General features: G+C 65.7%; 21 protein-coding genes. 11 read left to right on the forward strand and 10 right to left on the reverse strand.

Going from position 1 to position 21,153, the window contains the following annotated elements; translation table 11 throughout:
- Positions 1-1,007: MFS transporter (locus NV1_RS32150; RefSeq protein WP_157117505.1), on the forward strand; the 1,007-nt coding region annotated here is incomplete at its 5' end.
- A 115-nt stretch (positions 1,008-1,122) separates the two neighbouring features.
- On the opposite strand, the gene NV1_RS32155 is transcribed toward NV1_RS32150, so the two are convergent.
- On the reverse strand, positions 1,123-2,700 hold the full coding sequence (locus NV1_RS32155) for a FadR/GntR family transcriptional regulator (RefSeq protein ID WP_067900316.1): 1,578 nt from the start codon (positions 2,698-2,700) through the stop codon (positions 1,123-1,125).
- A gap of 903 nt (positions 2,701-3,603) precedes the next feature.
- Between NV1_RS32155 and NV1_RS32165 the strand changes: the two genes are divergently transcribed.
- Positions 3,604-4,221: a TetR/AcrR family transcriptional regulator gene (locus NV1_RS32165; RefSeq protein ID WP_067900101.1), complete on the forward strand. Its 618-nt coding sequence runs from the start codon at positions 3,604-3,606 to the stop codon at positions 4,219-4,221.
- Between the two features lie 991 nt (positions 4,222-5,212).
- Here NV1_RS32165 and nrdF read toward each other — a convergent pair.
- The 6 genes from nrdF to NV1_RS32200 form a co-directional block, all read right to left on the reverse strand.
- Entirely contained in the window at positions 5,213-6,175 is a 963-nt protein-coding gene (gene nrdF / locus NV1_RS32175) for a class 1b ribonucleoside-diphosphate reductase subunit beta (RefSeq protein WP_067667289.1), read from the reverse strand.
- Positions 6,176-6,431: 256 nt separating this feature from the next.
- Positions 6,432-6,941 (reverse strand): hypothetical protein, encoded by a 510-nt coding sequence (locus tag NV1_RS32180; RefSeq protein ID WP_245714035.1) that lies wholly within the window; start codon positions 6,939-6,941, stop codon positions 6,432-6,434.
- A 157-nt stretch (positions 6,942-7,098) separates the two neighbouring features.
- A complete protein-coding gene (nrdE, locus tag NV1_RS32185; RefSeq protein WP_067900104.1) occupies positions 7,099-9,204 on the reverse strand; it encodes a class 1b ribonucleoside-diphosphate reductase subunit alpha in 2,106 nt (701 codons plus the stop codon).
- A 38-nt stretch (positions 9,205-9,242) separates the two neighbouring features.
- The gene (gene nrdI, locus NV1_RS32190) at positions 9,243-9,740 is read right to left on the reverse strand and encodes a class Ib ribonucleoside-diphosphate reductase assembly flavoprotein NrdI (protein ID WP_067900107.1); all 498 of its coding nucleotides are present in this window, start codon (positions 9,738-9,740) and stop codon (positions 9,243-9,245) included.
- Between the two features lie 52 nt (positions 9,741-9,792).
- The gene (locus NV1_RS32195; RefSeq protein WP_067900110.1) at positions 9,793-10,026 is read right to left on the reverse strand and encodes a redoxin NrdH; all 234 of its coding nucleotides are present in this window, start codon (positions 10,024-10,026) and stop codon (positions 9,793-9,795) included.
- Positions 10,027-10,490: 464 nt separating this feature from the next.
- On the reverse strand, positions 10,491-11,057 hold the full coding sequence (locus NV1_RS32200; RefSeq protein ID WP_067900325.1) for an NAD(P)H-dependent oxidoreductase: 567 nt from the start codon (positions 11,055-11,057) through the stop codon (positions 10,491-10,493).
- A 190-nt stretch (positions 11,058-11,247) separates the two neighbouring features.
- Here NV1_RS32200 and NV1_RS32205 point away from each other — a divergent pair, with 190 nt between their 5' ends.
- From NV1_RS32205 to NV1_RS32215, 3 genes are all read left to right on the forward strand, one after another.
- Positions 11,248-11,859 (forward strand): TetR/AcrR family transcriptional regulator, encoded by a 612-nt coding sequence (locus NV1_RS32205; RefSeq protein ID WP_067900328.1) that lies wholly within the window; start codon positions 11,248-11,250, stop codon positions 11,857-11,859.
- 5 nt (positions 11,860-11,864) lie between these two features.
- Positions 11,865-12,713, forward strand: a complete 849-nt coding sequence (nadE, locus tag NV1_RS32210) for an NAD(+) synthase (protein ID WP_067900331.1) — start codon at positions 11,865-11,867, stop codon at positions 12,711-12,713.
- Positions 12,714-12,899: 186 nt separating this feature from the next.
- Positions 12,900-13,457, forward strand: a complete 558-nt coding sequence (locus NV1_RS32215; RefSeq protein WP_067900113.1) for a Uma2 family endonuclease — start codon at positions 12,900-12,902, stop codon at positions 13,455-13,457.
- 60 nt (positions 13,458-13,517) lie between these two features.
- Here the strand turns inward: NV1_RS32215 and NV1_RS32220 are convergent, their stop codons facing one another.
- Complete coding sequence (locus NV1_RS32220; protein ID WP_067900116.1) at positions 13,518-13,760, reverse strand: MoaD/ThiS family protein; 243 nt, start codon at positions 13,758-13,760, stop codon at positions 13,518-13,520.
- The gene (gene moaA / locus NV1_RS32225) at positions 13,753-14,811 is read right to left on the reverse strand and encodes a GTP 3',8-cyclase MoaA (protein WP_067900334.1); all 1,059 of its coding nucleotides are present in this window, start codon (positions 14,809-14,811) and stop codon (positions 13,753-13,755) included. The genes NV1_RS32220 and moaA overlap by 8 nt, the downstream gene beginning before the upstream one ends.
- A gap of 111 nt (positions 14,812-14,922) precedes the next feature.
- Between moaA and NV1_RS32230 the strand changes: the two genes are divergently transcribed.
- Genes NV1_RS32230 through NV1_RS32245 form a run of 3 tightly spaced genes read left to right on the forward strand, consistent with a single transcriptional unit; the run spans position 14,923 to position 17,787 of the window.
- On the forward strand, positions 14,923-16,140 hold the full coding sequence (locus NV1_RS32230) for a molybdopterin molybdotransferase MoeA (protein WP_067900337.1): 1,218 nt from the start codon (positions 14,923-14,925) through the stop codon (positions 16,138-16,140).
- A 44-nt stretch (positions 16,141-16,184) separates the two neighbouring features.
- A complete protein-coding gene (moaCB, locus tag NV1_RS42680; protein ID WP_084526099.1) occupies positions 16,185-17,360 on the forward strand; it encodes a bifunctional molybdenum cofactor biosynthesis protein MoaC/MoaB in 1,176 nt (391 codons plus the stop codon).
- A complete protein-coding gene (locus NV1_RS32245; RefSeq protein ID WP_067900120.1) occupies positions 17,353-17,787 on the forward strand; it encodes a molybdenum cofactor biosynthesis protein MoaE in 435 nt (144 codons plus the stop codon). Before moaCB ends, NV1_RS32245 begins: the two co-directional genes overlap by 8 nt.
- 12 nt (positions 17,788-17,799) lie before the next feature.
- On the opposite strand, the gene NV1_RS32250 is transcribed toward NV1_RS32245, so the two are convergent.
- On the reverse strand, positions 17,800-18,252 hold the full coding sequence (locus tag NV1_RS32250; RefSeq protein ID WP_067900122.1) for a MarR family winged helix-turn-helix transcriptional regulator: 453 nt from the start codon (positions 18,250-18,252) through the stop codon (positions 17,800-17,802).
- An 85-nt stretch (positions 18,253-18,337) separates the two neighbouring features.
- On the opposite strand from NV1_RS32250, the gene NV1_RS32255 reads away from it, so the two are divergent.
- From NV1_RS32255 to NV1_RS32265, 3 genes are all read left to right on the forward strand, one after another.
- Positions 18,338-19,240 (forward strand): LLM class F420-dependent oxidoreductase, encoded by a 903-nt coding sequence (locus tag NV1_RS32255; RefSeq protein WP_067900126.1) that lies wholly within the window; start codon positions 18,338-18,340, stop codon positions 19,238-19,240.
- Positions 19,241-19,650: 410 nt separating this feature from the next.
- Entirely contained in the window at positions 19,651-20,049 is a 399-nt protein-coding gene (locus NV1_RS32260; protein ID WP_067900341.1) for an ATP-binding protein, read from the forward strand.
- Positions 20,050-20,078: 29 nt separating this feature from the next.
- A complete protein-coding gene (locus NV1_RS32265; RefSeq protein ID WP_067900127.1) occupies positions 20,079-21,137 on the forward strand; it encodes a CobW family GTP-binding protein in 1,059 nt (352 codons plus the stop codon).
- Positions 21,138-21,153: the final 16 nt, after the last annotated feature.

Raw genomic sequence — 21,153 nt, forward strand, 5'->3', positions numbered from 1 at the left:
CACTACTCGCCGCCGGCGCCGCGTTGATCCTGCTGTATCTGGACAAGGGTCAGGACTGGGGCTGGGGAAGACCGACCAGCTACGGCTGGCTGCTCGGCGGTCTGGTTTTGACGGGGCTGTTCTTCCTCGTGGAAACCAGGGCCAGCCAACCGATCATGGACATCAAACTGCTGCTGCACCCCCGCGTCGGGCTGACCTTGATCATGGCGTTCTTCGGAGTCTTCATCCTCGCCGAGCAAACCTACGCCCTGGGCTACATGACCCAGACTCCCTCCGCGGCGCAACTGCACACTACCGTTGCGCAGGGCGTCATCGCCCAGACGCACCAGATGACCGGGGTCACGCTTCCGTTATCGGTGATCAAGATCGTTCTCGATCCGCAGTACACCTACGGCAACGGCTTCACCCTGCTGCAATACGCGCTGCACATCGGCATCATCTCCGGCGGCGTCGGCATGATATTCGGCCCGCTCGGCGGACTGCTGGCTCGGCGCATCGGGGCCCGGATCCCGGCGATCATCTCGCTGATCGTCCTGATCGGCGCGGGTATCGGCTTCGCGACGGTCCCCTACAGCTGGACCACCTTCGCCATGCTGGCCGCGGTATCCGGGATCGGATTCGGATTCTTCTACGCCTGCGCTCCCCTGCTCATGGTCGACGCTGTTCCGCCGGAACAACAAGGCATCAGCCTCGGCATGTTCGGCGTCGTCACCAGCATCGGCTCGGGCACCGGAATCGCCATCACCACCGCCCTGCTCAACAACAACCCGATCAAAGCCCACATCGACGTGATGGGGCACTCGGTCACGCAGGTCATCCCTCAGGTCTTCGGCGATCGCGGCTGGAGTCTCGGGTTCTGGGCGATGACCGCCGCCACGACGGTCGCACTCGTGGTCGCCGTCATCATGCGCCACGGCCGCACCCCCGCCACCGGCGGAGCCGAACCCACTGGGGAAATCGTCGCACCCGTCGCGGTGCCGGAACCTCCCATCAGCGACATCGTCTAGATATCGGTCCGTAGTCCGGGCCGCGGTGGGCGCCACCGCGGCCCGGCCACGATCGAAAAAGGGCAAGCCGGTTCCCGCAACCGGCGGGATCTGTGGACGCGGTAGTGCCGCATCGTCATTCGATGAGATCGACCATGAGCCGTCGACCGAGATCCGACGATTCGAAGAAGCCGCTGTTGCCGGCCAAACCCTCGGCCCATATTTGCCCCGCGCGGCCGGCGTCATGGGCCGCGAAGGCGGCGACGAGTTCCACGAACATCGCCTGAGCCTTGCGGTTCGCCGTGCCGATCCCCGGCAGCGCACTGACCCCGGAGGTCAGTGCCGACCCTGTGCCGGCACGCACCCACTGCAGCATCTGGGCGATGACGGCAAGGGCAGGATTCCGTGTGGCCGTGAAAGCCAGCGCGACGGCGCGCTGCCAGGTCTTGTAGAACTGGGGCGTATCGTCCACGCAGGTCAACAGTTCCGACTCGAGCGCACGCAAATCCGTCAGCGTATCTTCCCCGACCCGGGCGGCTGCGATCTCCATCATGGCGGGCTCGATCATCCGCACAGCACGCGAAAAATCGGCAAGGGTGGTCTGACGGGCCTCGAAGACGGTGCCCGCCAACTGGGCAGCCACCTTGGGCGTCGGATATCTGACCAGCGCGCCGCCGCGATCACCGGGCCGCAGGTCCAGCAGGAACTCCATCTCCAGAATCCGCAGCGCCTCGCGCAGAGTAGGTCGGGAGATGTCGAACTCCTCGCTCAGCAGCGCAAGCGAGGGCAATCGCTCTCCATCACGCAGCCGACCGTCAGCGATTCGAGACCTGATCTCCGTCGCCACCACCGTCGCCGCCCGCTGCGCGTTCTCGCGACCAGCCTGATCAGCCTGAGCCCGCCACAAGGGCACGACATCGACGGGGCATCGGCTACGACTCCGGCTGACCATCAGCCTGGTGGCGACGTGCAGATAGTCGCTCCATGCTTGTCGCGCCAGACCGCCGTCACGCCGCCTGGCTGCGTCGAGAAACCCGCTGTGCGCGGCGACCACTCGTCGCGCGTCGCGTTCCGCGGAGCCACGATCGGACGTGTCGAGCGCTGCGTACACCTGTGCGGTGTAGATGTGGCGCAGAACCCCAGCGATCACGCCGAGGGAAGTGTTGCCGGACAGTTCGGTAACCGCTTGATCGAACGCAGCCGTCGTCGTCGCGAACGACAGCGCGTCCCCGATCGCGGCACGTTCGGTCTCGTGCAGCGCCACAAGATAGTTCAGGCCTTCATCGCCGCACTTTTCGGCGAGATGCTCGGCAGCAGGAGGTTCGACCACCGAACGGGCCTCCTCGAGATCGGCCAGCGTCGCCCGCCGCACCTGCAACAACAGCGCGACGTACCCCGCGACCGAGGCGAGACCGGGCTGACGTACCACGGCTCCCCCGCCCCGTCCGCGACGGATCTCGATCAGCGACTGCGACTCCAAGATCCGCAACGCTTCCCGCAGGGTCTCTCTGGAGACCTCGAAGGCGACGGTGAGTTCGGCCTCCGAAGGCAGACGCTGCCCTGGCTCCAGCTCACCACTGAGTATCCGGCGACGCAAACCGGCCGCCAGAACGTGAGAAACCTTGGCGGCGCGGCGATGCGGAGACCGCCACGACTCATCGACCGCTACCACACCACCCGTCGATGCCGACCTGGCACGAATCGTCTCGTCCATCGGCTCCTCCATCGATTCCTCGAAATCACTGGGCGAGAACGGTCTACGTATCCATCCGCAGCCGTGCGCCGTAAGCCGGACCGCCTGCCCCGAGCGGCCCCCGTAACAGCGAACCTCAGCGGCCGTGCACGTTACCGGTGAATTCCTCAGGTACCCAACCGGGTGCACGCTTTTCCATGAATGCCTTCATCCCCTCGGTGGTTCGGCTGATCCACCGAAGGCCGGGAACATCGTTCGATAATCGATGAAGCCATACCGCCTGTTCAGCATTCGCTTCACGGGTATCCCGGCGATGGAGGCAGTCTGCGGCATCTCACCGACCACGGCGACCATCGGGCGCGAACGCATCTCCGGCCACTCGCACGCCTCTCCTTCGCTTGCCAACACGGCCCCCAGATAACTACCGGACATAGTCAACTATACATACCCGAAAGATTTTCGCCGATCTGGGCGCATCCACCCTCGTCCACTGCGGCAGGGCCTTATGGGAGATGCACGCAGGTAATGCCGTCGAAACTCGACCCCAGGACCGTCGGAGTCGCATCGGTAGACAGCGGCAACCTAATCAACTATTTAGCGGATATTGTCGACACAGGTCATATGCACCCGAACTCTGCCGCACGGTTCGGGCGATGCTTCCCAGCGCCGTAGTCAGCGCAACATGCGCTCGGGGCCGCGACGTCGGGCTCGGCTCGGCGAATGAGCCCAGCTCCACCCGGAATATCCAGTCAACTACCATCATTGACTCAGATGCATGACCATGACGATGCAGCTCCCCGGACCAGAACAGCGACGACCGCTCGGCATTTCCAGCGAAAGGCTGAAGCCTCGGATACTCGACAAGATGGCCGCGGGAAAAGAACTCCGCCGAGACAGAGGGAGGCCGTGTCTACCGTCCCGTCGATGCTCGGGCGTCCAGCCGGCGCCAAGGGCGAAGAGACCCGACACCGAGTCATCGCGGCCACCATGCGTTGCGTGGCCGAGGTCGGATACTCGCGCGCGACCATTCGCGAGATCGCCCGGATGGCACAGATGACCAGCGGGAGCCTGTACCACTACTTTCCGAATAAGTTCGAACTCGTCAAGGCCGCGTTCCTCGAACTCGCGGACGTCGCGGTTCCGCGGTTGTCGGCGGCGGCGGATCGGGCCGACGGCGTCATCGACAAGCTCATGGCCGTCTTCGACGAGAGCGACCGGCTCATGCGCGACTACCCTTACGCAGTTGCGTTCGACCGCGCGATCCGAGTCGAGAGCCCGGAGAATCTACATCTGGCCGAACGCAGCGACACTATCTTCAGCACACTGCGCGGCCTGATCGTAGACATTGTCGACCAGGCCCAGAGGGCGGGCGCCCTCGCACCGGACATGGGCGTCGAAAGTGCCGCGAACGCCATATACGCAGCCATGCAGGGCCTATACGACCACATGGCCACAGCACCGCCTGAGCAGTATCGCGACACGATGCGCGCGTTGAAGATGCTCATCCAGGGCACGCTGTTCGATCACGCGAAACTGGAGTAGTTCGCAAGACCCGATCCACGGACCCCATCCGGCCTCACGCTGTCACGCTTCGCATCGCGAAATGATTCGAGACCCAAGCGTTCGTCAATGAGAGGCTTGTCACAGTCAAGGAAGTAATCTATCGTTTGATTGATTATTGGAATCTGCACTCGAAGAGGAAAGATGCCTCCTCAGCGAGAACGCTCGACGTTCGCTTTCACGGCAATATCACCCAAGTCCTCGGGCACGCTCGAAAGGAGCGCGCCCTGTGAGTCGGATGCGCACCCGATGGCCGCCACCCGGGTCATCGGCGGCGGTCCACACCACTCCGGAACGCAGACACTCGCCGTATCTACCGAGTACGCCCGAAGGCACTCCCTGAGACGTCGGTTGGTGGTGGTCGCACAGAGTCGAGTGGAACTGATTCGACACGCGGGCGGCTGGCTTTTCGACCGCACGATGGCCGGCTGGGACGTGACCGTACTCGTCATGGACCACACCGATTCTCGCGCGCTCGAGGTGCTCGGTGTCCGAGCGGTCGATCTGACTGCCGGGTTGACCGCACCCGTGCGCCGCCCGTTCCCGCATGAGATTGCAGTCGATGCGGAACTCTACCGATCCGACGATGATGTCCGCCGCAGGGCGCTACGGCTCATCGAGAGCCGCGGGGTAGACATCAGACTGTGGGGCGCCCGATGGCCCTCCGAAGTCTGGCCCTACGAAGTAGCGGACACGTTCTACCCGACGCGGCATCGACTCAGTAGGGCAGCACAGGTGTTCAAAGGCCATGCCCTCGCCGCCACCGGTACTGCATCCGAGCCTGTGAGAGCCACGGAGACATTTCGTAGGGTCGCTCGGCCGATCCACCGTGCGACGGCATGACCGGTAGCCGACAGACAACACCACGCCACCATCGGAGCTGACCTGGGATCCGTCGCGGCCGTGCACGGCAGGCCGTGCCTGACGTGGCAGCCCGCCGTCACGTCAGGGTCGGGCCGTCGATACTTGCGAGCTAGAACTCCCAGTCCTCGTCCTCGGTGTTGACCGCCTTGCCGATAACGTAGCTGGAACCCGAACCGGAGAAGAAGTCGTGGTTCTCGTCGGCGTTCGGCGACAACGCCGAGAGAATGGCCGGGTTGACCTCGGTCTCGTCCTTGGGGAACAGGCCCTCGTAACCGAGGTTCATCAGAGCCTTGTTGGCGTTGTAGCGCAGGAACTTCTTGACGTCCTCGGTGAGGCCGACCTCGTCGTAGAGATCCTGGGTGTACTCGACCTCGTTCTCGTACAGCTCGAACAGCAGCTCGAAGGTGTAGCTCTTGAGTTCCTCGCGCTCGGGCTCGGTGAGCTGCTCGAGGCCCTTCTGGTACTTGTAGCCGATGTAGTAGCCGTGCACGGCCTCGTCGCGGATGATCAGGCGGATCAGGTCTGCGGTGTTGGTGAGCTTGGCGCGCGAGGACCAGTACATCGGCAGGTAGAAACCGGAGTAGAACAGGAAACTCTCCAGCAGCGTGGAGGCCACCTTGCGCTTGAGCGGCTCGTCGCCCCGGTAGTAGTCCAGCACGATCTCCGCCTTGCGCTGCAGATTGCGATTCTCCTCCGACCAGCGGAAGGCGTCGTCGATCTCGCGGGTCGAGCAGAGCGTGGAGAAGATCGAGCTGTAGCTCTTGGCGTGCACCGACTCCATGAACGCGATGTTGGTGTACACCGCCTCCTCGTGCGGGGTGAGCGCGTCCGGGATCAGACTCACCGCGCCGACCGTGCCCTGAATCGTGTCCAGGAGGGTCAGGCCGGTGAAAACCCGCATGGTGAGCTGCTTTTCATGCGCGGTCAGCGTATTCCACGAGGGAATGTCATTGGACACCGGAACCTTCTCGGGCAACCAGAAGTTGCCGGTGAGCCTGTCCCAGACCTCGGCATCCTTCTCATCGGGCACCCGATTCCAGTTGATCGCAGACACTCGATCGATCAGCTTCACGCCTGCTCACTCACCCTTTCGCATCGCCTGACATTATACGCTGGAACACTACTCCTAGTGGAACTCGGCGCTACGCAACACAACACCTTGTGTCTCCACCGTCCTGCGGATATCCGCGCAACTGTGCGGTGATCCACATCGGGATCGCTGGTCGCGACGAAATACGCTTCGCTACACCGAATTCGCGTGCGCCCACCGGCCCCGCCGAGGCGCTCACAGTTTGCCAGACCGGCGGACCATCGCATCGCCCCGCCGCTCATCCTGCGCAGCTCTCGATGACCGCGGCCTCCACATCGAGCCAGGTACGCGTGGCACGAACCCACTCCGGCGGAGGCCGGGTCTGCGCTCCGAACCAGAACAGATGCGGTACCAGACCCCGCAGCGCGGTGTGCACGTCGATCCGGTCGTCGACCATATGCGTGATCCCCAACTCCGCACAGTGGATCGCCTTATCCGCCCGAGCGCGGCAGAACCGCAGATTCTCGCGTGGAATCCCGGTGCGGCCGAAGAAATCATGGTGATCGAGCCATTGCCGAGTCCGCTGCTCGACCCGCGGCCCACACTTCGAAATCACCCACGTCCCCTCGAAACGCGGCACGATGCGCGCGAGCACCTCGAAGGCGCCGGGGCTGGGCGGCGTCAGCATCGCCTGCTCGACACCACCGGACAGAAATACGGTGTCCGCGACACCGGGCTCGGCCGCGGCCCCTTGGATGACACGACCGAAGTCGACGCCCAACCGTTGAGCGACAGTAGTTTTGCGCACGATGACATTCCCCCACAACATTTCGACCGGTACGCACGACCCAGCCGAGCGCGTCGTCCGGTTGACGCCGGCCACTGCCGCACACCCGAAATAGACGCAATGACCGAGATCGAACGGGCGCCTCGGCCGGAACCGAGGCGCCCGCCGTGCGGCAGTGCTACAACATGCAGCTGACGCAACCCTCCACCTCGGTCCCCTCCAAAGCCATTTGGCGGATGCGGATGTAGTAGAGCGTCTTGATTCCCTTGCGCCAGGCGTAGATCTGGGCGCGGTTGACGTCCCGGGTGGTGGCGCTGTCCTTGAAGAACAAGGTCAGGGACAGGCCCTGGTCGACGTGCTGGGTGGCCGCGGCGTAGGTGTCGATGATCTTCTCGTAGCCGATGTCGTAGGCGTCGGCGAAGTAGTCGAGATTGTCGTTGGTCAGGTAGGGGGCCGGGTAGTAGACGCGGCCGATCTTGCCTTCCTTGCGGATCTCGATCTTCGAAGCCACCGGGTGGATCGAGCTGGTGGAGTGGTTGATGTAGGAGATCGAGCCGGTCGGCGGGACGGCCTGCAGGTTCTGGTTGTAGATACCGTGCGCCATGACCGAGGCCTTCAGCTCGCGCCAGTCCTCCTGGGTCGGGATGCGCACCCCGGCGTCGGCGAAGATCTGCCGCACGCGTTCGGTTTTCGGCTCCCACGGCTGCTCGGTGTACTTGTCGAAGTACTCGCCGCTGGCGTACTTGGACTCCGGGAATCCACCGAAGGCGACGCCGCGCTCGATGGCGAGTTTGTTCGAGGCCCGGACCGCGTGATAGGCGACGGTGTAGAAGTAGATGTTCGTGAAGTCCACACCCTCCTCGGAGCCGTAGTGGACCCGCTCGCGGGCCAGGTAACCGTGCAGGTTCATCTGCCCGAGGCCGATCGCGTGCGAGGAGTTGTTGCCCTGTTCGATCGAGGGCACCGAATAGATGTGGGTCTGATCCGAGACGGCGGTCAACGCCCGGATCGACACCTCGATGGTCTGCCCGAAATCCGGTGAGTCCATGGCCTTGGCGATGTTGAGCGAGCCGAGGTTGCACGAAATGTCCTTGCCCACAGTGGCATAGGACAGGTCGTCGTTGAACACCGACGGCGTGGAGACCTGCAGGATCTCCGAGCACAGATTCGAGTGGGTGATCTTGCCTGCGATGGGATTAGCTCGGTTGACCGTATCCTCGTACATGATGTACGGATAGCCGGATTCGAACTGCAGCTCGGCGATGGTCTGGAAGAACTCCCGCGCGTTGATCTTCGACTTGCGGATGCGCCCGTCGTCGACCATCTCGTGATACTTCTCGGTGACGTTGATATCGGCGAACGGCACACCATAGATGCGTTCGACGTCGTACGGCGAGAACAGGTACATGTCCTCGTTCTTCTTGGCCAGCTCGAAGGTGATGTCCGGGATCACCACGCCGAGCGAGAGGGTCTTGATGCGGATCTTCTCGTCCGCGTTCTCCCGCTTGGTATCCAGGAACCGGTAGATGTCCGGGTGGTGCGCGTGCAGATACACCGCCCCCGCCCCCTGCCGAGCCCCGAGCTGATTGGCATAGGAGAACGAATCCTCCAGCAGCTTCATGATCGGAATGACACCCGAGGACTGATTCTCGATCTTCTTGATCGGCGCGCCGTGCTCCCGAATGTTACTGAGCAACAAGGCAACTCCGCCACCCCGCTTGGACAGCTGCAACGCCGAGTTGATCGACCGCCCGATGGACTCCATGTTGTCCTCGATGCGAAGCAGAAAACAGCTGACCGGCTCGCCGCGCTGTTTCTTGCCGGAGTTGAGGAAGGTCGGGGTGGCGGGCTGGAAGCGGCCGTCGATGATCTCCTCGACCAACTGCTTCGCGAGGATCTCGTCGCCGTCGGCGAGGGTGAGGGCGACCATGCAGACGCGATCCTCGAAGCGTTCGAGGTAGCGCTTTCCGTCGAAGGTCTTGAGAGTGTAGGAGGTGTAGTACTTGAACGCGCCGAGAAAGGTGGGAAAGCGGAACTTCTTGGCATAGGCCTGCTGGAAGAGCTTCTTCACGAAGGGCCGGCTGTACTTGTCCAGCACCTCGGACTCGTAGTAGTTCTCCTCGACCAGGTAGTCGAGCTTCTCGTCGAGGTTGTGGAAGAAGACGGTGTTCTGGTTGACATGCTGCAGGAAGTATTGCCTCGCGGCGGCGGTGTCCGCGGAGAATTGGATCTCCCCGTTCGGACCATAGAGATTCAGCATCGCGTTGAGGGCGTGGTAATCCATGCCCTCGGTGGATGCGGAATCCGCGGCGACCGGACGCTCTAGGCGGGCCGACTTACCGGTAGGTGCTGTTGTCGTTGCCAAAACAATCCCAATCCCTCTCGGACGCGTTCGACGTCCTCGGCAGTTCCCATGAGTTCGAAGCGATACAGGTACGGGACTCCGCATTTGCGTGAGATCACTTCTCCCGCATAGCAGTACGTATCGCCGAAGTTCGTGTTGCCGGCCGCGATGACGCCGCGCAACAGCGCACGATTGTGCGGATCGTTCAGGAACTTGGCCACCTGACGAGGTACGAAGTCCTTCTCGGATCTGTTGCCGCCCAGAACGTGCCGACCTCCCCCGTAGGTGGGGCAGATCAGCACGTAGGGCTCGTCGACGCGAAGCGAATCGGCGGTGTGGAGCGGAATGCGAACGGCGGGCAGGCCCAGCCGTTCGACGAATCGGTGCGTATTCTCCGACGCACTCGAGAAGTAGACCAGGGGTGCGTTCCCGCGGGGCGCTTCCCCACGCTTGCGGGAATCCGGCGTTTCGGCCATCTGGAGCACTCCCTTCCTGCTACCTCCCTCGCCGGAAACGGCGACCGGCGGATCAGGCCGCGGCGACCGCCAGGGACTTGATCCGATCCGGACGGAATCCGGACCAGTGATCATCACCGGCCACGACGACCGGGGCCTGCAGATAACCCAGTGCCATCACGTAGTCGCGGGCGTCCGGGTTCTCCGAGATGTCGACGACCTCGTATTCGATACCGACCTTGTCGAGAGCGCGGTAGGTGGCGTTGCACTGGACGCATGCGGGCTTGGTGTAGACGGTGATGGTCATATGTCCCTCTCTCATCGGGCCTTGGAACCGAACCTGAACCTGAGCCTTGAATCCGTATGCAATGCATGGGCCGAGTGCGATTCACCTCACGTGCGCAAACCCCTGGAAGTGGGCTCGGCCCCCAGGTCGGACGACCCCGGACGGTCCTGCGGCCGTACCGTCTTCCAGCTCCCCAGACACTACACCTAGTGGCCGACAGAATCCTACAACACGAGATGTTGCGAGTCACAAAGGTGAAATTCGATCGGCGTAAGTACCTGGACAGTCGATTCGCAACTCGACACGACTGTGGTGCAGATCACGATTTCGTCGCATAGCTTCTTCCCAGCTAACACACCGTTCCCACAGGTAACAGGTGCCCCTCCCGGCCCACCGACCCCGGAAACAACAAGGCCCGCCCCGTCGAATCCGACAGGGCGGGCCGGTGTGCAGACCTCGGCATTCGGCCCTCGCGAGCCACGCGGTCAGGCGTTGACCGAGTTCTTCACCGCTTCGACCAGCTCGTGCACCGTGGCGGCGAGCTCGGTCAGGGCCTCGGCGTCGTCGCGGGGGTGCACCTCGCCGAAACGCTGTCCGATGACGCCGAAGTGCAGATGCGCGCTCTCCACCACCGAGGCGCCCGCCACGCCGAGCACCTTGACGGTGTCGCCGTGCGACCACTTGGCGGCGTTCTGGCTGATCGACGCGCTCACCACCGCGGCGGGCTTGCCCTTGATGGAACCGGCGCCGTAGGGGCGTGAGGCCCAGTCCACGGCATTCTTGAGCACGGCCGGAATCGAGCCGTTGTACTCGGGCACGAATACGAGCAGTCCGTCGGCGGCGGCGACGGCATCGCGCAGGGCGGTCGCGGCGGCGGGCACGCTGCCGGGTACGTCGATGTCCTCGTTGTAGAACGGAATGTCGCCGAGGCCGGAGGCGATAACGACCTCCACACCCTCCGGGGCGGTCTGCGCGGCCGCCTCGGCGAGCTGCCGGTTGATCGATCCGGCGCGCAGGCTGCCGACGAGTGCGAGAAGACGAGTCTGGGACATGATCACTCCTTGAGTTGCCGAGGCGGTCACCGCCGCTGTCACGGTAGAATAACCGGACCACGGTCCGCTTTCATTCCGTCCCTAGGGGGGCTACCCCGTGAACTACGACACAGCCGCCGACGATCCGTGCGCGCGCGAGCCCGGTGACGCCCGTCCCAAAGGGCTGCCGATCGAAGCCGTCGCCTTGGAGATGCCCCCGGAGGCGCTGGCCCTGCTGCCCATGACCGCCACCGCGGCCGAGCGCAGCGACGCCGCCCGCAACCGGCAACTACTGCTGGACGCGGCCGAACAACTGGTGCGGGAATTCGGCGCGGACGGCGTCACGATGGACGCGGTCGCCCGGCGTGCGGGCGTGGGCAAGGGTACCGTCTTCCGCCGTTTCGGCACCCGCTCGGGTCTCATGCTGGCCCTGCTCGATCAGTCCGAGCGAAAACTGCAGGCCGCGTACATGTTCGGACCACCGCCGCTGGGTCCCGGCGCACCGCCCGCGGAACGTCTGATCGCCTTCGGCCGCGCACGATTGGCCGGTATCGAGGTCGAGGGCGAGATGCGCCGCGCCGCGGACGATTCGAGCCGGTACTCCAGTCCGCCGTACAACGTGATGAAATCCCATGTCGCACTGCTACTCCGGGAGGCCGGCGCGGCCGGGGACATCGCACTGCTGGCCGACAGCCTGATCGCCGCCCTGGACGCCGCACTGGTCCTGCACCAGATCCGGGTGCTCGGATACACCACCGAACAGGTCGCCGACAACTGGGAACGGCTGGTCCGCCGGGTCCTCGCCGACGCCTCGGTAGAGTGACCGCCGTGGGTAATCTTCGCCAGGCCATCATCGCCGAATTGGGTGTTCAGCCGGTCATCGAGCCGAAGGTCGAGGTGCGCCGGCGCATCGATTTCCTCAAGGCGTACCTGCGCTCCACGCCCGCAACGGGTTTCGTGCTCGGCATCAGCGGCGGCCAGGACTCCACGCTGACCGGGCGGCTGTGTCAGCTGGCCGTCCGGGAACTGCGCGAGGAGGAGCACGAGGCCACCTTCGTGGCGGTGCGCCTGCCCTACGGCGTCCAGGCCGACGAGGAGGATGCGCAGGTCGCGTTGCGGTTCATCCAGCCCGATCGCTCGATCGAGGTGAATGTGAAACCCGGCGCGGACGCGGTCGCCGCCGAAGCCGCACACGGTCTGGGTGAACTGTCCGCGAGCGGAACCGACGAACCACGCCTGCGCGATTTCGTGCGCGGCAATATCAAGGCCCGCCAGCGCATGGTCATCCAGTACGCGATCGCCGGTCAGCTGAACATGCTGGTCGTGGGCACCGACCACGCGGCCGAGGCGCTGACCGGATTCTTCACCAAATACGGCGACGGCGGCGTCGACCTGACACCGTTGACCGGCCTCACCAAACGTCAGGGCGCGGCCCTGCTCCAGGAGCTCGGCGCGCCCCCGAGCGTCTGGGAGAAGGTGCCGACCGCCGACCTCGAGGACGACCGCCCCGCCTTCCCCGACGAGGTGGCCTTGGGCGTCACATACGCCGAGATCGACGACTACCTCGAAGGTCACGAAGTGACCCCCGAGGTGGCCACCCGCCTCGAATCCCTCTTCCGAAACACCCGCCACAAGCGCGCCGTCCCCGCCACCCCCTTCGATACCTGGTGGCAATAGATCCTCGTACAGCACAGTCTCGCACCGGTTTACGACACGCCGGGACGCGACGCTGTAGGCCAAGGCGGCACCCTCATCGCCCGGAGTTACGTATACGCCCGTCGACACCATGGTCATCTCGGGCCCCTGAGCTATGGTGAGCGCATGTCGTCCGCAAGGAGTTGATCTTCGGTGAGTATCGCTGCCATGCACCCTCGTCCGGGCAACCTCCGGTCCGTCGCCGAGCAAATCGAGGAAAGCACGGGCCTACGCGTCGAAATTCTGGGAGGGACTCTCGTGATGTCGCCGACTCCACGTGGCAAACACGCTGGCACGGTACTGCTGATTCGTCGGCAGATAGAGCCACGGCTGCCCACTGGTCTGGCTTCCTACGAGGTCTCATCGATTTCGATGCCGGGCGACGTCGACGACTACTGCACCCCTGATCTCGTCGTTCTGCCGGAAAGCTGGAGTGACGACGACGACTGGCTGATCGATCCGCAGGATGTCGACTTGGCCGTCGAAGTGCTGTCCCGAAGTGAGAAGCCGCAGCAGATCATTCGCAAGAACGGCTGGTACAGTGCGGCGGGCGTGCGAACACTGCTGGTCCTGGACCCACGCACCGGGCGATGGGACTTGTACAGCCATCCCAGGAATGGCGATTATCACGGCCATCTCGACGGCAGTTACGACGACCCGATCCCGTTGCCCGAGCCATTCGGCTTCGACCTCGATCCGAGTAGTCTGCCGCGTTACGGGAACTGAAGCCTGCAACCGCGGCATCCGGACCCGATGAGATCGATTTGGTCCGGAACCCGGTGAATCTCATCCCCCAGCGAAGGGCGGCAGCACGTCCACTCGGGGGCTGAGGCGAGTGGTGACGTCGCGGGTCAGTTCGTCGCCGATGAGGAAGGCGCAGACCTTCAGCATGGGGTCGATGGTGGGGCCGTAGGCGTGGGAGAGGGTGTTTCGCAGGTCGGAGATGGTGGCCTCGGCAGGGAGGTCGAGATGTTCGCTCGATTTGCCGACCGCGTCCGCGATCGCGGCGAAATACCGGACCTCAACCACCGATCGCTCCCATCGTCCGTTCCGGCGGCACGAAATCGGCGGCGTCGATACCGTGTCCCGCCCATTTGTTCCACATCGCGCCGCGCCACAGCTCGGCCAGTTCCGCGTCGGTCGCACCCTCGCGCAACGGCGCTCGTAGATCGTATTCCTCGTCGCTGAACAGGCAGGAGCGGATCTTGCCGTCGGCGGTGAGCCGGGTGCGATCGCAGTCCGAGCAGAACGTCCTGGTCACCGAGGCGATGATGCCGACGGTGGCCGGGCCGCCGTCGACCAGCCAGGTCTCGGCGGGCGCGGCCGGATCCTCGCGGCCGGCGGCGGTCAGGGTGAACCGTTGGCCCAGAACCTCGAGCAGTTCGGCGGCGGTCACCATATTCGCGCGCGCCCATTCGTGATCGGCGTCCAGCGGCATTTCCTCGATGAACCGCAGTTCACATCCCTCGGTCAGACACCACTGCAGCAGATCCGGTGCGCCGGAAAGGGTTTCGCGCATCAGCACCGCATTGACCTTGACCGGGGCCAGGCCCGCGCGCTGGGCGGCGCGAATTCCGTCCAGCACCGAGGCGAGCCGGTCACGGCGGGTCAACCGGGCGAAGGCGGCGCGGTCGACGGTGTCGAGTGAGACGTTCACCCTGCCCAGGCCCGCCCGCGCCAGTGCGGCCGCCCGATGTTCGAGCCCGACGGCATTGGTGGTCATGGCCAGCGGCGTCTGCGGCACGGCCGCGTGAGCGCCCGCGAGGATCTGTTCCAGATCCCGGCGCATGAGCGGTTCGCCGCCGGTGAAGCGCACCTCGTGCACGCCCAGCTCCCGCACCGCGAGCGTGACCACGCGCACGATCTCCTCGGCCGAGAGCAGTTCGTCGCCCGGGATCGCGGGCAAACCCTCCTCGGGCATGCAGTAGGTGCAGCGCAGCGAGCATTTCTCGGTGATTGATACCCGCAGGTCGCGGGCGATTCGCCCGAATCTGTCCAGGAGATGCGGAGTATCGGGCCGTCCCGCCGACGGGGGCAGCCCGCGGCGTACGGCGGGAATCCCCATGACGACCACACTCACGCAACCCATTATGGCCACACGATGCCACCGGCGCTTCGGAGGAACATACGAACCGAGCGAAACGGGGCCGCTACTACAGTGCCTTGTATGGCACTATCGCGCAGCGATCCGATGAGCGGCGGCGGGCGCACCGGACCGTCCACCGGCCCGGCCCGTTCGGTCGATGAACACCTCGGCCGAGTCGAGGAATTGCTGCGTCCGCTGGCGATTCGCGATGTCGAGGACGTCGCGATGGCCGACGTGTTGGGGCGGCGGCTGGCGCGGGATGTGCACGCCCCGCTGGACCTGCCGGTGTTCCGCAATTCCGGGATGGACGGCTACGCCGTACGGGCCGCGTCGGTTTCGGTGACGCCGGTCACTCTGCCGCTGGCGGGTGTGGTCGCCGCCGGACAGGCCGGTCGGGCTCCGCTGCCGCCGGGCGGTGCGATGAAGGTGATGACGGGCGCGCCGATCCCCGCCGGCGCGGACTGTGTGGTGCCGGTCGAGGACACCCACACCGACGGCCGCACGGTGACGATCGAACGCGGCCGCAAGGCCGGGGATTTCGTGCGCGAACCCGGTGTCGACGTACGTTCCGGGGAACTGCTGGTGTCGGCGGGAACCGCGCTGGGTCCCCGGCACATCGCCGCCCTCGCGGCGGTCGGACTGCCGAGGTTGCCGGTGTTCCGCCGCGTGCGCGCCGCGGTACTCACCACCGGTGACGAGCTGATGCCCGCGGGAGTTTCGCTGGGGCCCGGGCAGATCTACAACTCCAACGGCATCGCACTCGCCGCGGCGCTGACCGCGAACGGGGTCGAGGTCGTCTCGGTCGAGCACAGCCGCGACGACCCGGCCGAGTTCGGCGACCGTCTTTCGGCCGCGACCGCGCGCGCGGACGTGGTGTTCACCTCCGGTGGGGTGTCCAAGGGTGATTTCGAGGTCGTCAAGGACGTATTGTCCACGCGGGGAGGGGCATTCGGCTCGGTCGCGATGCAACCCGGTGGTCCGCAGGGGCTTTCGGTCTTCGATGACGTTCCCGTGCTGAGCTTTCCGGGAAATCCGGTCAGCACCATGGTGTCCTTCGAGGTGTTCGCACGGCCGGTTCTGCGCGAACTCGCGGGTCTGCCGCCGGTGCCGACACGCGATGTGGCACTGCGGGATCCGGTGCGCTCCCCCGCCGGTCGGCGGCAGTTCCTGCGCGGCCGTCTGGACGGCGACGGAGTGCGGCTGGTCTCGGGGCCCGGCTCGCATCTGGTGGCCGCCATGGCCCATGCCGACGTACTGATCGATCTCGCTCCCGAGATCACCGAACTGGCCGCGGGGTCGATCGTGAGGGTCCGGGAACTGTGAGCGAACACGAACTCTCGCACGTCGATTCGGAGGGCCGCGCGCGCATGGTCGATGTGAGCGCCAAGGCCGATACCGCCCGCGTCGCCGTCGCCGCCGGTGAGCTGCGCACCACCGCCGAGGTGGTCACGCTGGTGCGCGCCGACGACATGCCCAAGGCCGATGTGCTGACCACGGCCCGCCTGGCCGGGATCTCCGGCGCCAAGAAGACCTCCGAACTCATCCCGCTGTGCCATCAGCTGGCCCTGACCAAGGTCGACGTGCGCTTCGGATTCACCGCCGACACCATCACCATCGAGGCGACCGCCAAGACGACCGGCCCCACCGGCGTCGAGATGGAAGCACTCACCGCGGTAGCCGTGGCCGGACTGACCCTGCACGACATGGTCAAGGCCGTCGACCCCGCCGCCGTTCTCGACAATGTCCGGCTGCTCACGAAAGACGGCGGCAAGCACGGACATTGGGAACGTCCGGATGGGCCGGCCACGACGGGGGCGTCCACGCATACCTCACCCGGCGCCATCACGCATTCGGCTCATCCGGTGTCCGGCTCGGCGGATTCCCCGGCACCCACGGCCACCCAATCCACACCGCCGCGACGCTCGGCGGATTCGACGGTTGTGCCGGATGCCGCGACCGCACCTACCCGGCCCGCGCACGAAACGAGCGCGCACGCGGTGCAGCACCGACAGGCGGCGTCCGGAACCGGAAACGACGCTGAGCCCACCGGATCCCGTGAGCCCACCGGATCCCGGACAGCGGTGGTCGTCGTGGCTTCGACCGGCGCCGCGAAAGGCACCCGGGTCGACAAGACCGGCCCGGTGCTGCGGAATTGGCTTGCGGGACTGGGGTTCTCGGTGCGCGGTCCGCTGGTGTACGCCGACGCCGACATCGCGGCCGGGCTGGCGGACGCGCTGGCCGACCGGCCGGGTCTGGTGATCACCACGGGCGGAACGGGAGCCTCGCCGACCGATGCCACCCCCGAGGCGACGCTCGCGGTTCTGGATCGCGAACTACCCGGAGTGGCCGAGCAGATCCGCCTGAAGGGAACCGCGACGTTCCCGCTGGCCGCGTTGAGCCGCGGCATCGCCGGGCTGGCCGGCCGCACCGTGGTGATCAACCTGCCCGGGTCGCCGGGCGGAGTACGCGACGGCATCAGCGTGCTCGAGCCGCTGCTGGACCACCTGCTGGCCCAGGTCGCCGGAGGAGGCAGCCATGACTGATCCGCGACCCGACGTCCGCCTCGCCGCGATCAGCGATCGACCGCTCTCGCCCGATGCGGTGGAGCGGGCGGTCACCGGACCCGAATTCGGCGCGGTCGTGGTGTTCACCGGAAAGGTGCGCAATCACGATGGCGGGCAGCCGGTTTCGTCGTTGGAGTATTCGGCGCACCCGGACGCGGCGAAATTCCTGCACCGGATCTGCGCCGAGGTCGCGACCTCGACCGGGCTGCCGGTCGCCGCGGCGCACCGCATCGGCGCACTGGACATCGGTGACGCGGCGATTGTCGTGGCGGTCGCCGCACCCCATCGCGCCGAGGCATTCACCACCTGCGCCGATCTGGTGGACCGGATCAAGCACGAGGTCCCGATCTGGAAACGCCAACTGTTCGCCGACGGCCTGTCCGAATGGGTCAACGCCTGCGGCTGAACGGAATTCGTATCAGCCCTCGGCCGAATCGGTCGAGTCCGGTGTGAGGTTGCGGCGGATCCGGTCCAGCGCCCGCACCACGGCCGCGCGTTCGGCGTCGGCGAATCCGTCCAGCGCGCGATCGGTGAGCCGGGCCATCTCGTCCTCGATGGTGGCCTCGAGATCACGGCCGCGCTCGGTCAGATACAACCGGACCAGCCGCCGGTCGGTGGGGTGCGGTTCGCGCCGCAGCAGACCCGCGGCCTCCATCCGGGTGGTCGCCCGGGTGATCGTCGGCGTGGACAGGCCGAGCCGTTTGGCCACCTCCCCCGGCGTCAGCCCGTCCTGCGACCACAGGCTGCGCAGGATGAACTGCTGCCCCTCGTAGACGCCGTGCCGCGCGTAAGCGGACATCGCGGCCATCGTCACCGCGCGTTTGGTGGACCAGTACACGGTGAGGAAGTCTTCGGCGTCGGCGGCGGTCATGATGCGTTCAGCGTAGGGTATTGAATTCGTTAGCCGACTCACGATAAGTTCGTTACCCGGCTAACGACTCTATCGAAGGACCTCGATGAAACTTGGCATCGGCATCACCGACTTCTCCTGGCCAATTCCCGCAGGCCACCTCGGATCCACCGTGACCGACCTGGCCCAGCAGGCCGACGAGGCCGGGTTCGACAGTCTGTGGGTGATGGACCACTTCTTCCAGATCAGCCTGTCCGGCCATCCGCCCGAGTCCCCCATGCTGGAAGCCTATGCGGCACTGGGTTTCCTGGCTGGAATCACGCATCGCATCAAGCTCGGTACCCTGGTCACCTCCGTCGCCTACCGCCACCCGGGCGTGCTGATCAAATCGCTCACCACGCTCGACGTACTCAGCGGCGGCAGAACGTATTTCGGCATCGGCGCGGGAGCCGCGGTGGATCCCCGGACACTCGACCGGATCTTCGAGACCGACGGATTGGGCATCCCGTTCCCCTCGCTGGGACAGCGGTTCGAGATGCTCGAGGAGACGCTGCAGATCGCCCACCGGATGTGGGACGGCGACGAAACACCGTTCCGCGGAAAGCATTACGAGTTGACTCGGCCGCTCAACTCGCCGAATTCGGTGCAGCGCCCGCGGCCGCCGATCCTGATCGCGGGCAGCGGCGAGCGCAAGACGCTGCGACTGGTCGCACGGTACGGCGACGCCTGCAGCCTGTTCGATATGCCCGGCACGGGCTATGCCGACAACATCACCCAGAAACTCGGCGTCCTGCGTGCGCACTGCGACGAGGGCGGGCGCGACTTCGACGAGATCGAGAAGACGATCGGCACCCACCTGGACCCGAGTGACGAGAAGCACTTCGTCGAGCACATGCGCGAGCTGGCCGCCCTGGGCATCGACCACGTACTGCTCGCCCCACAGGGTCCGTGGGACGAGAAACGGCTGGCCGGGGTCGCCGCAGTACTGCCCGAGGTGCACGCGATGTGAGCTCGTTCCGATGATCTTCCGGCCCGCCACCGGGAGGCATCTCGCGGAGTCCGCGCGCCGACCACATTGAGCTCCGCACGCGGAAAGGGCAGAATTGGTGTGTCGGGCTTCGGCTCATATGCGGTATTCCTGTCCGACCCGGTCGACAACGGTTACTGTCGAGTGCCCCGCTCGGGTGGATTCAATGATTCGCCATCGGCGAATCCAGGGGCAAGTGCGTTCCCACCCGCAGGTGGCGGGTCCGGGAGAGGATCGGATCGCCCGGCCGCGCGGGTGGATCGAGAAAGGGGCGCAGCGTGCACTGGTGGGAGTCCGCGCCTCCAGGAAGGGCATCCGTGCCCATCGCCGCGCGTTCCTCCGCCCCAGCGGCCCGATTCGTCCTATTTCCCGGTCCGAGCGGCACCCTCACGATCCCCATCGCCGCCGCGGCCGATATCGCCACCGCGCGCCAGGCCGGGCGGGACTGCGCCATCGGCCTGGGCTTCTCCCCCACCGATGTCACCATGATTTCCACCGCCATCTCCGAGGTGGCCCGCAATATCACCAGCTATGCCGGACACGGCGAGATCCGCCTCACCATCGCCGACGTACAGGGCCGTCGCGCGCTGGTGGTGCACGCTCAGGACCAGGGCCCCGGCATCCCGGATACCGTCGCGGCGCTGGAACACGCGGGCGGTTCGGGACGCCGGCTCGGTCTGGGCCTGCCCGGCGCGCGCCGCCTGATGGACGGGCTCACCCTGGAGTCCGAACTCGGGCAGGGGACGCTGGTGGAGATGTGGAAATGGATTCCGGTACGCGCACGGCGATGAGGTCGTACGCGGCTCGGTAGGGTGGGCGCGTGAGTCGGCGCATCCCTGTACTGATCGTGGCCGGATTCCTCGGGGCCGGGAAGACGACACTGCTGAACCATCTGCTGCGGCAGCGCCAGGCGCGAATCGGAGTGGTGGTCAACGACTTCGGCGCGGTCAACATCGATGCGATGCTGGTAGCGGGACAGGTCGACGCGATGGTGTCGCTCGGCAACGGCTGTGTGTGCTGCGCGGTGGACGTCGGCGAGTTGGACGAGATGTTCACCCGCCTGGCTCAGAGCAATCGCGTCGACGTGATCGTGGTGGAGGCCAGCGGACTGGCCGAACCGCGCAATCTGATCCGGATGGTGATCGCCAGCGACAATCCGCGAATCCGGTACGGCGGGCTGATCGAACTCGTGGACGCCGAACATTTCCCGGACAGCCGCGCCCGGCATCCGGAATTGGCCGCACATCTGCGGCTGGCGGACCTGGTCGTGGTGAACAAGACCGACCGGGTGTCCGCCGGGCAGCTCGAACTGCTGCGGGGCGAAATCGGCGAGCTGGTGCGCGGCGTCCCGGTCTACGCGACCACCCACGGCCGGATCGATCCGGCACTGCTGTTCGAGGCGCCCGAACAGTCCGCCTCCCTCGTGGCCGAACAGCTCAGTTTCGACGAACTTTTCGACGAACCGCAGGACGGCCACGACCACGGGGCCGACGACCATCAGCACCTGCACGACGACTACCAGAGCGTATCGTTCACCAGCACAACCGATCTCGATCCGCGCAAACTCGTCGCACTCCTGGAGGACCCACCCGCCGGACTGTTCCGCGCCAAGGGCTACGTCGCATTCGGCGTCGCGGAAGATCGGCGAAAGTTCCTGCTGCACATGGTCGGGCGGCACGTCGTATTCGAACCGGCCGGCTGGTCACGCGGCGAATCCCGGCGAACCGATCTGGTCCTGATCGGATCCGGCCTGGACACCGCGGCGACCACGGTCGCCCTCCGGGAAACCGTCCACGACGCACCCGAACCGCTGGATGACCAAGCTCTGCTCGGCGTCTGGCGGCACGTCCCGCGCGAACTCAGCGATGCCGAGCACTGACGCTCGAGCCGAGATC

This window comes from Nocardia vaccinii NBRC 15922, assembly GCF_001613305.1.
Lineage (GTDB): Bacteria > Actinomycetota > Actinomycetes > Mycobacteriales > Mycobacteriaceae > Nocardia > Nocardia vaccinii.